Origin of the sequence: Streptomyces sp. BBFR25 (genome assembly GCF_044590125.1) — a bacterium.
GTDB lineage: Bacteria > Actinomycetota > Actinomycetes > Streptomycetales > Streptomycetaceae > Streptomyces > Streptomyces canus_D.
On record NZ_CP172447.1, the window covers coordinates 4,869,535 to 4,883,167 of the forward strand.

Sequence of the window (13,633 nt, forward strand, 5' to 3'; positions counted from 1 at the left end):
TCGGGTGGCAGACTACGCGAGCAGGTTGCACGGGCAGAAATTAGTGCCCTACATTCAGTGGCGCGCCGAGCACGCTGTGGAGTGTGGTTCGGAAGTGCACCGCTCTGGCCCGTCGGGACGGCTGCGGCACCGCCACCGGCCCCTCCTCTCCCTCCTCCACCGAACGGAGTTCGCCCATGCCTGAAATCGATCCCGTCGTCGACCCGACTGCCCCCTGGGAGTACACCCTTTACATCCCCAACGACCCGCGCGCGGTGACCATCTGCCGCCGCACTCTCCGCCTCATCCTCACCATGCACGGCCTCATCCGCCTCGTGGACACCGCCGAGTTGCTCGCGACCGAGCTGGTCTCCAACGCCGTACGGCACACGAAGGGCCCCGCCGCGCTTCGAGTGCGGTGGGCGGCCGGCGTGCTGCGGGTCGGGGCGTGGGACGCCGACCCGGGGCCGCCGGAGCCGCCCGGGAATCTGGACGCGCTCACGGAGGCGGAGGAGGGGCGCGGCCTCGCGCTCGTGCGGGCGTGTGCGGACCTGTGGGGGTGGCAGCCGTTGGCCCGCGGCGGGAACCGGGGCAAGTACGTGTGGTGTGACCTTGGCGCGGCGTAGCGGGTCGATCAGGCCGTACGGGAGAGGTGGGACGCGTGCCTAGGAAGATCCGATACTTTTTCGACAACCCAGTGGCTCTGCAGGTACGCGAGGAAGGCCGGGTAGAGGGCCGGATCGAAGAGCGTGCCCTGATGACGCTTCGCATTCTGGAATGGCGGGACATCCCGGTGTGCTTCGCTCTGCGAGAGCGCGTGCTCGACTGCTGGGACCTCGACCAGCTAGAAGTCTGGGCGCGGCGTGCGCTGACCGCCGAGCGGGCCGAGGATCTGTTCAGCGGTTGATGGACTGGATCTCTTGGACTTCCATGTCCTGGGTCGTCTCGAAGGTGCCGTCCGGCAGGTCGCCCTGGGCGCCGCCGGTGCCCTCCCAGGAGATCTCCCACGTGATCGAGGCGTTCAGCTGGTACGGCTCGCCGTTCGACGCGCGGAGGTAGCGGATGCCGCAGGGCGGGGTCTGGTCGGCCTTGCCCTTCGTGTACGGCGTACCGATGGAGCCGTCGGCGTTGATCTCGCAGTCGCCGGAGGCGGGGAAGGTCTCGGCGTCTGCCGTGCCGGGCTCCAGGTGGAGGGCGACGGGCTTCGCGGTCGTCTCCGCCCACAACCCCGTGTTGGGCAGCTCGGCCCGGACCTTGACCTCCTTGAAGGTGCCCTTGTCCAGCCAGACCCAGGTGGGGAGGTTCACCGTGGACTTCGTCTGGGGCTTCAGCTCGACCTCGGTCTTCGGTACGTCGATCTGGTCGTACGCATAGGCCGCGAGCGTCTCCGGGGTGGGGGCGTGCGGGTCGTCCGGGATCGTGCCGGCGTCCTGCCAGAACATGACGCGGCCGCAGTCCCAGGCCTCGGTGTCCTGCTCGTGCCCCTTGCGGACCACGCTGCGCCAGAACATCCCGTCCTTGCCCAGGTTGTAGTCCTTGTAGCCCTTGGCCATGGTGTTCTTCGACGAGTTGATGTCGAAGTTGTCCTGCTCCTCGCCCTCCTCGTAGTGATCCACGAAGATGCCCGAGGTCCAGAACTCATGGGCGTTCACGGCGCCCAGGCCGCCGTTCTTCTTCAGGTCCGCGACCGCGGACTTGAGCTGCTCGGGAGTGAAGACCGGCTCGTACCAGCAGACGGGCGGCTCCCAGTTGGGGTCGACGGAGGTCAGGTCCTCCATGGACCCGCTGCCGGTCCGGCCGTCGGGGTAGGTCAGCTGAATCCTGGACTGGGAGACCGACGACAGTAGGGTGCGGCCGTTCGCGTCGCCCTTGGGGCTCTCGTCGGCTGGAGGGGTCGTGGTGTTGCCCGGGGTGCCGTTGGCGTGGGCTGCCGGAGCCAGGCCCCCGATCATGGCGATCGACAGAGCTGCGGAAGACCAGTAAAGGGTGCGACGACGCACTGTCATCCCTTGCACTCCTTCACTCGGCCCTGCACCTCGATCTGCCTTGCCTGCCACACCCCCGACGAGGCCTCGGACGGGCTCATCAACAGGCTGAACTTCTGGTAGCTGTCCAGGTTCTCGTCGGTGTAGTTGACCTTCCCGGTCTCGACCTTCTTGCTGTAGAACTTCGCCTGGTTGCGGCAGAAGCTGACGAGCACCGACTTGCCCTCACCCACGGGATCGATGTCGGCCTTGAAGTACCGGTCGTTCCCGGTGACCGTCCAGCCGTCCTTGACCCACGCCTCGATCTGGGACTTGGCGTACTTCTTGGCGCCGCCTGTCGAATAGAACTGGTACGCCGGGTCGTTCGGATCCTGCTGCGCGATGCCGTGGTCCAGGGCTCGGATGTAGTTCGCGGCATCCTCCAGCGCCGCGGCCTGATCCTTATCCGACGGCTTCTCGAAGTCGAACACCAGCTTCAGGTCGGCGGGCAGGCTCACGTCCGGACGCTTCACGTCGGCTGCGCCCGACGCCGAGGCCGACGGAGAAGAGCTGCTCGCTTCCGTCTCCGCCCCCTTGATGTCGTCCGGCGCGGAATCCTCGCCGCCGCAGGCGGTCAGGAGCAGGGCCGCCGTCGCGGCGAAGGTGGCGGCGGTCATGGTGAGGGCGCTGCGGGCCACTGGTGTTCCCCCCGGGATACGACGTGTGCGACAGGGAACGAAGCTACCAGGGGGGCGTGCACGGCCTCTGGCCGGTTTTCGGGGATTGTGTGCGGGGTGTGAAGGGGGTCCTCGCAGAGACGGGCAAAGGGAATGAAGCGGGCGGGAGTTGTGAGGTGGGCCTCCCTCGCACCTTCGCCGCTGTCGGTGGGAGTCCATAAGATCTCGGTAGGCTCAGCACACCCCTGATACCAAGCGCCCCCGCGGCCCTCGCCGCCCACGACCACGACCCAGGACTCCGCCCATGCCGCGACGCCGCACATCAAGCTCCTCAAGCTCGACGGCTCCCTCGGCACCCTCCGCACCGAGAAACCGCACGCCTCAGCCCGTGCGGGTGCGGCGGCGGTCGTTCGGGGACTTCGTCAAGGCGTTCCTCGCCTTCCTGGTGCTGCTCGTGCTGGTCGTCGGGGTGCCCCTCGCGCTGGCCACCCAGATCGGCTGGCCGTTGCCCGACGGCGCGCCGAGCCTCGACTGGCTGCAGCGTGAGATCACCGTGCAGACCTTCCTGCACATCCTCACCGTCATCGTCTGGTTCGCCTGGGCGCAGTTCACCGCCTGTGTGCTCGTCGAGGTCAAGGCCGCGCTGTCCGGCGTCGGGGTGCCGGGGCGGGTGCCCGGGTCCGGGCCCAGTCAGCTGCTGGCCCGGCAGCTCGTCGCCGCCCTGCTCCTCGTCGGCGCCACCGCGGCGAGCCTCACGCCGGGGCTGTCGCAGCTGGGGCAGAGCCTGGAGGGGAACCAGAAGCCCTCCGTCGCCGCCGCCCAGCAGACGCCGGGAATCTTCGCCCAGCAGCAGGAGCAGGCCGCCGCCACCGCGGGCGCCCTCGCCGAGCAGGCGGGGCAGGCGGGACAGGCCGCCGCCCGGGCCGACGGCGGGTCCTCCGCCGCGCACGGCGACACGAAGTACTACCGGATCCAGCCGCCCGAGGGGCGCCACCACGACTCCCTCTGGGAGGTGGCCGAACGGCACCTCGGCGACGGGCGGCGGTACAAGGAGATCTTCGAGCTCAACAAGGACCGGGTGCAGCCCGACGGCTCCCGGTTGTCCGAGGCCAGCCTCATCCGGCCCGGCTGGATCATGGAGATGCCCGGCGACGCCCGCGGCGGCGAGCTGGTCGAGATGCCCGACGAGGCGCCGAACGTCTCCGAGCAGGTGCAGCAGCAAATCAGCGACTACGCCAAGAGCGGCGATCACGCCCAGGGCAGTGGCGGTGGCAGCGGCTCCGGCGACGCCCAGGTCTCGCTGCCCGAGCAGCGGCCCGCGCCCACGCCCGCGAACCCGGTCACGCCCGTCACCCCCGCCCCTCACGCGGACCGGGAACACGCCACCCCCGCCGCCGCGCAGGACGGCCACTCCTTCGGGCTGCCCGAGGCGCTCCTCACCGCACCGCTCCTCGCCGCCGGTCTCCTCGGCGCCCTCGGTCGCCGGCGCCGGCAGGCGATGTGGCAGTCGGCGCTCGGCGCGGTCGGCGGGCGGCGCGGCATGGAGCCGCCCACGCCGACCGGTGACGCCCAGGACGCGCAGGACGCGCTGCTCGTCGGCGCCGACCCCGAGGGCGTACGCCTGCTCGACCGGTCGCTGCGTGGGCTGGCCGCCTCGCTCGCCGCCGAGTCCCGCCCGCTGCCCGTCGTCTACGCGGCCTGGATGAGCGGCAACGGCGACCTGCACCTCCAGCTCGCCCAGCCCGCCGGGAAGCCGCCCACGCCCTGGCAGCAGGGGCAGGACCAGACCTTCTGGATGCTCGCCCGCGCCGACGCCGAGCGGTACGAGGACGCGGAGACCGCCGCGCCCTACCCCGGCCTCGTCAGCCTCGGCACCATGGACGACTCCCGGCTGCTGCTCAACCTGGAGGCCGTGCCCGGCATCGTCTCGCTCGGCGGCACCGAGGCCGACCGGGCCGCCGTGTTCGCGTCGGTCGCCGCCGAACTGGCCACCAACGGCTGGTCGGACCGCATGACCATCACCCTGGTCGGGTTCGGGGACGACCTCACGCCCCTCGCGCCCAACCGGATCCGGCACCTCGACGGGTTCGAGGACCTCTTCGAGACCATGTCGGCCGAGACCCGGCAGCGGCGCGGCGCGCTCGGCGCCGCCGGGCACGACTCCGTACTCACCGGCCGCACCGGGCCCGCCCAGCACACCCGCTGGGCCCCGCACCTCGTCCTGCTCGCCGCCCAGCCCTCCGACGACGACGCCCTGCGGCTGGCCGAACTGGCCGCCGACGCCGGTCGCCTCGGCATCGGCTACCTCGTCGGCACCGGCGGCACCGACCTGCCCGGCGCCGCCTGGGAGATGGAGATCACCGGCGAGGGCCGGCTGCTCGCACCGCTGCTCGGGCTCGAACTGGACGCCCAGATGCTGCCCGCCGCCCAGCGGCGCGCCGTCGTCGAGCTGTTCACCGACGCCGACCCCGGCTCCGACCCCGAGGGCGGTCCCGGCCGCCCGGCCAACGCCCCGCCGTTCCTCGTCGACATCAGCGAGCAGGGCCGGCCCGCCGTGTACGCCCGGCTTGTCGGATCGTACGAGATCATCGGCCTGGACGCGCCCGACGGAGAGCGCAGCGCCCTGCTGCACGAGGCGCTGGCGCTGCTCCTGCTGCACCGCGAGGGCGTCCACCCGCGCGTGCTGTCCTCCGCGCTGTGGCCGCGCGGCGTGACGGCCGACGTGCGCGACGCGCTGCTGGAGCGGCTGCGGACCTGGCTGGGCACCGACCCCGACGGCACGCCGCGGCTCGCCACCGACGCCACCGGACGGCTCACCCTCGCCAAGTCCGTCGTCTCCGACCTGGACGTCCTGCGCTCCCTCTACTACGAGGCGACCCAGGGCCGGGGCGTCGGCAGCCGCCAGGTGCGCGGGCGGCTGCTCACCGACGCGCTGGTGCTGGTGCGCGGGCCGCTGCTCGCCGACCGGCCCGAGGGTCGCTACCGCTGGCTCACCCACGAGATCATCGACGCCCAGCTCCCCCTGCTCGTCGCCGACACCGGGCTGGCGCTCTCCGAGTTCCACCTGGAGAAGAACCGCGCGGAGAAGGCCATCGAGGCGCTCAACGCGGCGCTGCGCACCGCCCCCGCCGACGAGCGCCTGTGGCACGAGCTGCTGCGCGCCACGCACACCACCGGCGACCCCGACCGGCTGCGCTCCCTCGCCGCCGACCTCGTCGACCGCAGCGGCGCGCGCGGACTGCCGCCCCGCACCGAGGCGCTGCTCGACGAGTTGCTGCCGACCTGGCGCGAGGGCGTCTCCGCCGCCGGATGAGCACCGACCTCGACCTCCTGGTCGTCCTCGTCGCCGCGCTGTGGGGTGCGGCGACGGGCGCGCTGCTGCCCCGCGCGGCCCACCGGTTCTCCGCCCCGTCCGGGGAGGCGTGGCGCGAGCGGTGCCCGCAAGGGCACCCCGTCCGGGGCTGGCTCGGCCGGGCCCGGTGCGGGCAGTGCCCGGCCGATCAGGCGTCCTACGGCCCCCGCACCGCCTCCCTCGCCGTCGCCACCGCCCTCGTCTGCGCCGCCCTCGCCGCCGCCACCGGGACCCGGCCCGAGGTCGCCGTCTGGCTGCTGCTCGCCCCGGTCGGCGTGCTGCTGGCCGTCGTCGACCTGAAGGTACGGCGGCTGCCCGACCCGCTCACCCTGCCGCTCGCCGGGGCCGCGCTCGTCCTGCTCGGCCTCACCGCGCTCGTGCCCGAGCACGCGGGGGAGTGGACCACCGCCCTGCTGGGCGCCCTCGCCCTGGGCGCCGGTTACCTCGTGCTGTTCCTCATCAACCCGTCCGGCATGGGCTTCGGCGACGTCAAGCTCGCCCTCACGGCCGGTGCCGTCCTCGGCTGGTACGGCTGGCCCACGCTGATGCTGGGCACCTTCGCCGGGTTCCTGCTCGGCGCGCTCTACGGCGGCGCCCTCCTCGTCGCCCGGCGCGCGAACCGCAAGACGGCCATCCCCTTCGGGCCGTTCCTGATCGCGGGCGCCTTCCTCGGCGTCCTGGCCGGGGCCTACGCGGCCTGAGCACGAGCGGGCAAAACGCCTGGCGTACGCTGGGCAGGTCCGTCCACAACCCTTACGAACCTTGCGAAAGGGACGCCGGTGACCGAGAAGGCCGACCTTCAGCCCATCCTCGACCGCGCCGCCGCCGGTGGGCGGATCACCCCCGAAGAGGCGCTCGTCCTCTATCGCGACGCCCCGCTGCACGCGCTGGGCGCCGCCGCCGACGCCGTACGCAGGCGCCGGTACGCGGGTACGGAGCACATCGCCACGTACATCATCGAGCGCAACATCAACTACACGAACGTGTGCGTCACGGCGTGCAAGTTCTGCGCCTTCTACGCGGCCCCCAAGGACACCAAGAAGGGCTGGACCCGCGAGCTCGACGACATCCTGCGCCGCTGCGCGGAGACGGTCGAGCTGGGCGGCACGCAGATCATGTTCCAGGGCGGCCACCACCCGGACTACGGCGTCGAGTACTACGAGAAGCACTTCGCCGCCATCAAGCAGGAGTTCCCGCAGCTCGTCATCCACAGCCTGGGGGCGAGCGAGGTCGAGCACATGGCGCGGATCTCGAAGGTGTCGGTCGAGGAGGCGATCCGGCGCATCCACGCCGCCGGGCTCGACTCCTTCGCCGGTGCCGGTGCGGAGCTGCTGCCCGAGCGGCCGCGCAAGGCCATCGCGCCGCTGAAGGAGTCCGGCGAGCGCTGGCTGGAGATCATGGAGATCGCGCACGGGCTGGGCGTCGAGTCGACGTCCACCATGCTGATGGGCACCGGCGAGACCAACGCCGAGCGCATCGAGCACCTGCGCATGATCCGGGACGTGCAGGACCGCACCGGCGGCTTCCGCGCCTTCATCCCGTACACCTACCAGCCCGAGAACAACCACCTGAAGGGCCGCACCCAGGCCACGCTCTTCGAGTACCTGCGGATGATCGCCATCGCCCGCGTCTTCCTCGACAACGTCGCCCACATCCAGGGCTCCTGGCTGACCACCGGCAAGGAGGTCGGCCAGCTCTCCCTGCACTACGGCGCGGACGACCTCGGCTCGATCATGCTGGAGGAGAACGTCGTCTCCTCCGCCGGCGCCAAGCACCGGTCCAACCGGCTGGAGATCATCGACCTGATCCGCAAGGCGGGACGCGTCCCGGCGCAGCGGGCCACGACGTACGAGCACCTCGTCGTGCACGACGACCCGGCGAACGACCCGGTCGACGAGCGCGTCGTCTCCCACATCTCCTCCACGGCGATCGAGGGCGGCACGGCGCACCCCGAGCTGAAGCTCCTCGCGTCCAACTGACGCCGCCGACCGACACCGCGAACTGACACCGCCGTGCTGACGATCCACGTCTGTGAAGCCTCGCCCGAGACGGCCGTAGTGGTCGACGGCGCGCAACTCGCCGCCGTCGGCCCGTACGAGGCGCTGGCCGCCGACCACCCGCGGGCGCGGGTGCGCCGGTGGCCCGGCATCCTGACACCCGGGCTGCTCAACCCGTACGGCCCGGAACTGCTGGAGCAGGCCTACCACCCCGACCCGCGCGAAGCGGACCGGCTCGGCACCGAGCCGATCTTCGGGAAGCGCGCGCTCGCCCTCCTCGGCGCGGACGCGTCCGCGCGGGGCGCCAGCGCGCGCCGAGGGGTCCAACGCATGCTGGCGCACGGAACGGTCGCCGTCGCCGGGGAGTTGCGGAGCCGCGCGGCCCTGGACGCGGTGCGCGGGGCGGGGCTCGCCGTGGCGGCGCGTCCGCCCACCCTGCCCGGACCCGCGTCCTTCTCGCCGGTGCCGCTGGTGCTGCTTCCCGCACTCGCTCCCGGCAAGCCCGCCCGGTTCGCGGTGTTCGACGTACCCGACCGGGCCGGGCTCGTGCGTCAGGGCGCGTCCACCTGCGTGGCCACCGTCGTGGGCGGCCGTCTGGTGTACCGGGGGCGCTGAGCGCGCGGCCCCGCTGGGCTCGTCCGACGGGCCTACGCGCCGAACGCCGTCCCGAACGCCCCCTCCTCCTGCGCCACACCGCTGCACGTGGTGAGCGCGTCGGTGGCCGAGGCGTCCGCGCCACACTGCTGGTCGCGGAAGGCCGCCCACATCGACACCCAGGCGATGCCCTTCTCCTCGGCGAAGGCGCGGACCTCGGCCGCGTCCGCGAGCGTGAACGTCTCACCGGCGACGTCGTTGACGCCGAGCATCGAGGTGAGCGCCACGCCCTGCCAGGCGTCCGCGTCGGAGGTGCCGAAGACCTTCCTCAGCTGGGTGTGCGCGGCCCGCGCCGAGGCGAGGGCGTAGTCACCCATGTCGTCGGTGTACGACTCGCCGTAGTTCATGGTCATGAGGTTGACCACGGAGACGCGTACGCCCTCGTCATTGGCCGACGCCAGCAGCGCCAGGCCGTCGGTGTCCAGGCCCGAGGGCATCACCGGGAGGGTGAAGGAGACCTCCAGGTCGCCGCGTTCCTCCTGGAGCAGCGCGATCGCCTCCGAGCGCAGGGCGACGGAGTCGGCGTCGGTCAGCGCGTCGCCCTCGATGTCGAAGTCCGCCCGCGTGGACCCGGCGGCGTCCAGCGCCGCGCCGTAGGCCGCCGCCAGCTCCGAGGCGCTGTCGCAGGCCGCGGCCAGCTCCGTGCCGGACGCGCCGCCGAAGGAGACGCGGACACCGGCGCCGGACTCCGTCAGCTTCTCGACGCGGGAGGCGACGGAGGCGTCGTCGATGTCCTGGACGCCGTTCCAGCGCGGCACGCAGCCGTCGCCGGACGAGATGACGAACGCCAGGTTGTACGTCGTGGGGGAGCCCGCCGTGTCGGTGGCGGAGGCGGTGGTGGCGCTGACGTAGGGGGCGTAGGCGGTGGTCGGCGTGGATGACGCGGACGGTGCGGACGGGGCGGCGGGGGCCGCGTCGGTGGTGCCGTCCTGTCCCGCGCAGCCCGCGGCGGCCAGGGCGAGCAACAGGGCGCACCCGGCTGCCGCGTTCCGGTGAACCCTCATGAGCGCACTCTCCCGTTCCGGTCCGTTGTCGTTGTCGTTGTCGTCGGACCAGTGAAGGTGGCACGCCTACCTGGGCCTTCGCTGAGGAAAAGGCGCCGTTCGCCGTCATCTCCCAGGCAACGGACAGGAACGGCCGCCTTTCACCGGGATCTCTCAAGGAACTGCCAGTTCGCGACAGGCAAGGCTCCCTAACGTCCGGGGAATGCAATCCGAGCCTGCCACCGCCTCCCGAGCCGCCGCGCGCGGCCGTCGCCGCACACGCGACAACGGTTCCGCCGAGGGGCCCGTGTTCGTCGACAGCACCGGACGCCGGGCCCGGCTGCTGCGCCGGCTGGGCCTGCTGGTCGGGGCCGTGTGCGTCGGCTACACGGCCGTCCTGGGCCTGGCCTTCATGGGCGTCGGCATCTCGGTCAACCCGTCCTCGCTGCTGCCCTTCGGCGTCGGCGGCGGTGGCGGCGGACCGGAAGGCGGCGGCGGACCGGAAGGCGGCGCAGGACCGGAAGGCGGCGCAGGTCCCGGCGGCGGCACGCGTCCGCAGGGCGGGGCCGCTCCCACGGGCGCCCCGCCGGGCACCGCGCCCTCCGTTTCCCCCAGCGCGGTCCCCAGCACCGCTCCCGCCGTCCCCACCGCCGCCCGCACCGACTGACCGGACCCCCCACCCTCATGACCACACCCAGCACACCCCCCGCCCCGCGCACCCAGCCCGCCCGGGGCCGCCGCCGCGCCCCCTCCCGCATGGAACGGGCCGCGGGCCGGGCCGCCGCGCTGCAACGCCCCCGCGTCCTCCTCGCCCTGCTGCTCCTGCTCGCGCTGACCTGCGTGATGCTCCTCGACGGCTATCTGCGCGCGGAGGTCGGCGGCGACCAGCGGGTGCGCACCGGCGCCTCGGCGAGCGACGTCCCCGACGACGTACTGGACGGCGGGCCGATCCTGTCCTTCCCCGGCGGCCGGGCCACCACCGTCTCCGTCCCGGACAAGACGATCGTGCTGACCTTCGACGACGGCCCCGACCCCACCTGGACGCCGCAGGTGCTTCAGATCCTGGAGAAGTACGACGTGCCCGGCACGTTCTTCCTGGTCGGCTCGATGGTCTCGCGCCATCCGGGGATCGTGCGGGACATGGTCGAGCAGGGCAACGAGGTGGGCGTCCACACCTTCACCCACATCGACCTCTCCTACCAGAGCCAGGCCCGCGTCACCCGCGAGATCGAGCAGACCCAGCTCGCCCTGGCGGGCGCGGCCGGCATCACGACCACGCTGTTCCGGGCGCCGTACTCCTCCCAGACGGACGCCATCGACAACTACAGCTGGCCCGTCTACGAGAGCCTCGGCGAGGACGGCTACACCAGCGTCTTCATCGACACGGACAGCGACGACTGGAAGCGGCCCGGCGTCTCGAAGATCGTGGACTGGGCGACGCCGGAGGACGGCGAGGGCGCGTCCGTCCTCTTCCACGATGCCGGGGGCGAGCGGTCGCAGACGATCGAGGCGCTGCCGAAGTACATCGAGAAGATGAAGGCGAAGGGCTACACCTTCACCACCGTCAGCGGCGCCACGGATGAGCAGCGGCCACAGGACCCCGGCGGCAGCGGCGGTGGCCTCCAGGCCGCCCACCACCAGGCCACCGGCGCCACCCTCTACGAGGGCAAGGCGCTGATCGCGGCCGTCGCGGTCGCCGAGTGGACGGTGCCGGCGCTGTCGGCCGGGCTGGTGGTCGTGGGCGTGGCCGTGATGGGCCGGTTCGCGATGATGCTGGTCCTCGCCCGCCGCCATCACCGACAGCGCAACAGGCGCCGCTTCAGCTGGGGTCCGCCCGTCACCGGGCCGGTGAGCGTGATCGTCCCGGCGTACAACGAGAAGGAGTGCATCGAGGCGACCCTGAGATCCCTGGCGCGCAGTACGCACCCGATCGAGGTCATCGTCGTGGACGACGGGTCGACGGACGGCACGGCCGAGATCGCCGAGTCCCTGGGACTGCCCGGCGTCCGCGTCGTGCGGCAGGCCAACGCGGGCAAGCCCGCCGCCCTCGACAACGGCGTCCGGCACGCCCGGTACGACATCGTCGTGATGATGGACGGCGACACCGTCTTCGAGCCCGACACCGTGCGGCACTTGGTGCAGCCCTTCGCCGACCCCGCCGTCGGCGCGGTGGCGGGCAACGCCAAGGTCGGCAACCGGCGCACCCTCATCGGCGCCTGGCAGCACATCGAGTACGTGATGGGCTTCAACCTCGACCGGCGCATGTACGACCTGCTGCGCTGCATGCCGACCATCCCGGGCGCGATCGGCGCGTTCCGGCGCGAGGCGGTCCTCCAGGTCGGCGGCATGAGCGACGACACCCTCGCCGAGGACACCGACATCACCATCGCCCTGCACCGCGCGGGATGGCGGGTGGTCTACGAGGAGCACGCCCGCGCCTGGACGGAGGCGCCGGGGTCGCTGGGCCAGCTCTGGTCGCAGCGCTACCGCTGGTCCTACGGCACGATGCAGGCGCTGTGGAAGCACCGCCGCTCCCTGACCGACAAGGGGCCCTCGGGCCGCTTCGGGCGGGTCGGGATGCCGCTGGTGGTGCTCTTCCAGGTGGTCACGCCGGTCTTCGCGCCGCTCATCGACGTGTTCACCGTCTACTCGATGGTCTTCGTCGACTTCCGCGCGGCGCTCCTCGCCTGGCTCGCGGTGCTGGCCGTGCAGCTGGTGTGCGCGGCGTACGCCTTCCGGCTCGACGGGGAGAAGTACCGGTACCTGCTGATGATGCCGCTCCAGCAGCTGGCGTACCGGCAGATGATGTACCTCGTCCTCATCCACTCCTGCGTCACCGCGCTGACCGGCGGGCGGCTGCGCTGGCAGAAGCTGAAACGGACCGGTGAGGTCGGCACGCCCGCGGGGACCGGTGGCTGATGGGCGCGCACCGCAAGGGCGCCGTGCGCGCCGCTCGTGCGGCGGTCCCGGCCCCGGTACGGGGCCGGGGCCGGGACCGCTACTTCGACACCCTGCGCGCCCTCGCCCTGGTCCGGGTCGTCGCGTACCACGCCTTCGGCTGGCCCTGGGCCGGGCTGGTCTTCCCCTCCATGGGGGTCATGTTCGCGCTGGCCGGCACCCTGATGGCCCGTTCGCTCCAGCGGCCCGCCGCGGCGGTGCTCCGGAGCAGGCTGCGCCGCCTGCTGCCGCCGTTCTGGTGCTGGGGCCTGTTCGTGGTGGGCGCGATGCTGGCGCGCGGCTGGATGCCGGGGTGGCAGATCGTCTACTGGGTCGTGCCGCTCGGCGACCCGCCGGGCAGCGCGTGGGGCGAGCAGGCCTGGGAGATCCTCTGGTACCTCAGGACGTACCTGTGGTTCGTCCTGCTCTCCCCGGTGCTGCTGCGGGTCTTCCGGCTCGCGCCCGTGCCGGTGCTGCTGCTGTCCCTCGCGCCGATAGCGGCGTTCCAGTTCCTCTGGCAGCCGCCGGAGAACCGCTTCGGCACCGGACTGCTCGACCTGGCGACCTACCTCTTCTGCTGGGTCCTCGGCTTCGCCCACCGGGACGGAGTGCTGGCCCGCCCGAGGCCGGTCGCCGTCGTCGCGCTGTCGCTCGGCGCTCTCGCCTGCGGCGCCTGGTACGCCTTCGCGCACCGGGCCGAGTACGGCACCTACGACCTCGACGACATCCCGTTCGCGCAGGCCCTCTGGTCGGCCGGGTTCGTGACGCTGCTGATGTACGCCAAGGCACGGCTCGGGAGCGACTTCCCGGGGCTGGTCCGGCTGCGGCGGCTGGACCGGCTGGTGAGCGTGTTCAACGCCCGCGCGGTGACGGTCTACCTCTGGCACGAGCTGGCCCTGGTCCTGGCCGTGCCGCTGATCGACCGGTTCTGGGAGGTGCCCGCCTTCGAGGCGTATCTGCCGCTGGGCAGCCAGTGGTTCCTGCTGGCGGTGGGCTGGGTCCTGATCGCGGTGTTCGTGCTGCTGTTCGGGTGGGTGGAGGACGTCGCCGCGCGGCGGAGGCCGCGCCTGCTGCCGTGAGCCTGTCGGCG

Annotated in this window: 12 protein-coding genes; 9 read left to right on the forward strand and 3 right to left on the reverse strand. The window is 72.3% G+C overall.

The features are described 5' to 3' along the window. Window positions 1-176: 176 nt before the first annotated feature. Both ACGH52_RS22285 and ACGH52_RS22290 read left to right on the forward strand, forming a co-directional pair. Complete coding sequence (locus tag ACGH52_RS22285) at window positions 177-605, forward strand: ATP-binding protein (protein ID WP_121702168.1); 429 nt, start codon at window positions 177-179, stop codon at window positions 603-605. A gap of 35 nt (window positions 606-640) precedes the next feature. Further along, complete coding sequence (locus ACGH52_RS22290; RefSeq protein ID WP_238696755.1) at window positions 641-886, forward strand: hypothetical protein; 246 nt, start codon at window positions 641-643, stop codon at window positions 884-886. Here ACGH52_RS22290 and ACGH52_RS22295 read toward each other — a convergent pair. Together ACGH52_RS22295 and ACGH52_RS22300 are read right to left on the reverse strand one after the other, a co-directional pair. Next, window positions 876-1,985 carry a hypothetical protein gene (locus tag ACGH52_RS22295; RefSeq protein WP_076975760.1) on the reverse strand — a complete coding sequence of 370 codons (1,110 nt, stop codon included), beginning with the start codon at window positions 1,983-1,985 and terminating at the stop codon, window positions 876-878. The two genes, ACGH52_RS22290 and ACGH52_RS22295, sit on opposite strands and share 11 nt — an antisense overlap. Next, the gene (locus tag ACGH52_RS22300) at window positions 1,982-2,620 is read right to left on the reverse strand and encodes a hypothetical protein (protein ID WP_399941781.1); all 639 of its coding nucleotides are present in this window, start codon (window positions 2,618-2,620) and stop codon (window positions 1,982-1,984) included. The genes ACGH52_RS22295 and ACGH52_RS22300 overlap by 4 nt, the downstream gene beginning before the upstream one ends. 304 nt (window positions 2,621-2,924) lie before the next feature. Between ACGH52_RS22300 and ACGH52_RS22305 the strand changes: the two genes are divergently transcribed. The 4 genes from ACGH52_RS22305 (at window position 2,925) to ACGH52_RS22320 (ending at window position 8,584) form a co-directional block, all read left to right on the forward strand. Continuing rightward, window positions 2,925-5,933, forward strand: a complete 3,009-nt coding sequence (locus ACGH52_RS22305) for a BTAD domain-containing putative transcriptional regulator (RefSeq protein ID WP_399941784.1) — start codon at window positions 2,925-2,927, stop codon at window positions 5,931-5,933. Next, on the forward strand, window positions 5,930-6,673 hold the full coding sequence (locus ACGH52_RS22310; RefSeq protein ID WP_399941786.1) for a prepilin peptidase: 744 nt from the start codon (window positions 5,930-5,932) through the stop codon (window positions 6,671-6,673). The genes ACGH52_RS22305 and ACGH52_RS22310 overlap by 4 nt, the downstream gene beginning before the upstream one ends. Window positions 6,674-6,751: 78 nt before the next feature. Then, entirely contained in the window at window positions 6,752-7,951 is a 1,200-nt protein-coding gene (mqnC, locus tag ACGH52_RS22315; RefSeq protein WP_059299928.1) for a cyclic dehypoxanthinyl futalosine synthase, read from the forward strand. 33 nt (window positions 7,952-7,984) lie between these two features. Beyond that, window positions 7,985-8,584, forward strand: coding sequence for a hypothetical protein (locus tag ACGH52_RS22320; protein ID WP_399941789.1), 600 nt, complete (start codon window positions 7,985-7,987; stop codon window positions 8,582-8,584). A 32-nt stretch (window positions 8,585-8,616) separates the two neighbouring features. Here ACGH52_RS22320 and ACGH52_RS22325 read toward each other — a convergent pair whose 3' ends face one another. Then, window positions 8,617-9,627 (reverse strand): chitinase, encoded by a 1,011-nt coding sequence (locus tag ACGH52_RS22325; protein WP_399941792.1) that lies wholly within the window; start codon window positions 9,625-9,627, stop codon window positions 8,617-8,619. A 202-nt stretch (window positions 9,628-9,829) separates the two neighbouring features. Here ACGH52_RS22325 and ACGH52_RS22330 point away from each other — a divergent pair, with 202 nt between their 5' ends. Genes ACGH52_RS22330 through ACGH52_RS22340 form a run of 3 tightly spaced genes read left to right on the forward strand, consistent with a single transcriptional unit; the run spans window position 9,830 to window position 13,622 of the window. Further along, a complete protein-coding gene (locus ACGH52_RS22330) occupies window positions 9,830-10,273 on the forward strand; it encodes a hypothetical protein (RefSeq protein WP_399941795.1) in 444 nt (147 codons plus the stop codon). Window positions 10,274-10,290: 17 nt separating this feature from the next. Continuing rightward, window positions 10,291-12,525, forward strand: a complete 2,235-nt coding sequence (locus ACGH52_RS22335) for a bifunctional polysaccharide deacetylase/glycosyltransferase family 2 protein (protein ID WP_399941798.1) — start codon at window positions 10,291-10,293, stop codon at window positions 12,523-12,525. After that, window positions 12,525-13,622 (forward strand): acyltransferase, encoded by a 1,098-nt coding sequence (locus ACGH52_RS22340; protein WP_399941800.1) that lies wholly within the window; start codon window positions 12,525-12,527, stop codon window positions 13,620-13,622. The genes ACGH52_RS22335 and ACGH52_RS22340 overlap by 1 nt, the downstream gene beginning before the upstream one ends. Window positions 13,623-13,633 lie beyond the last annotated feature (11 nt).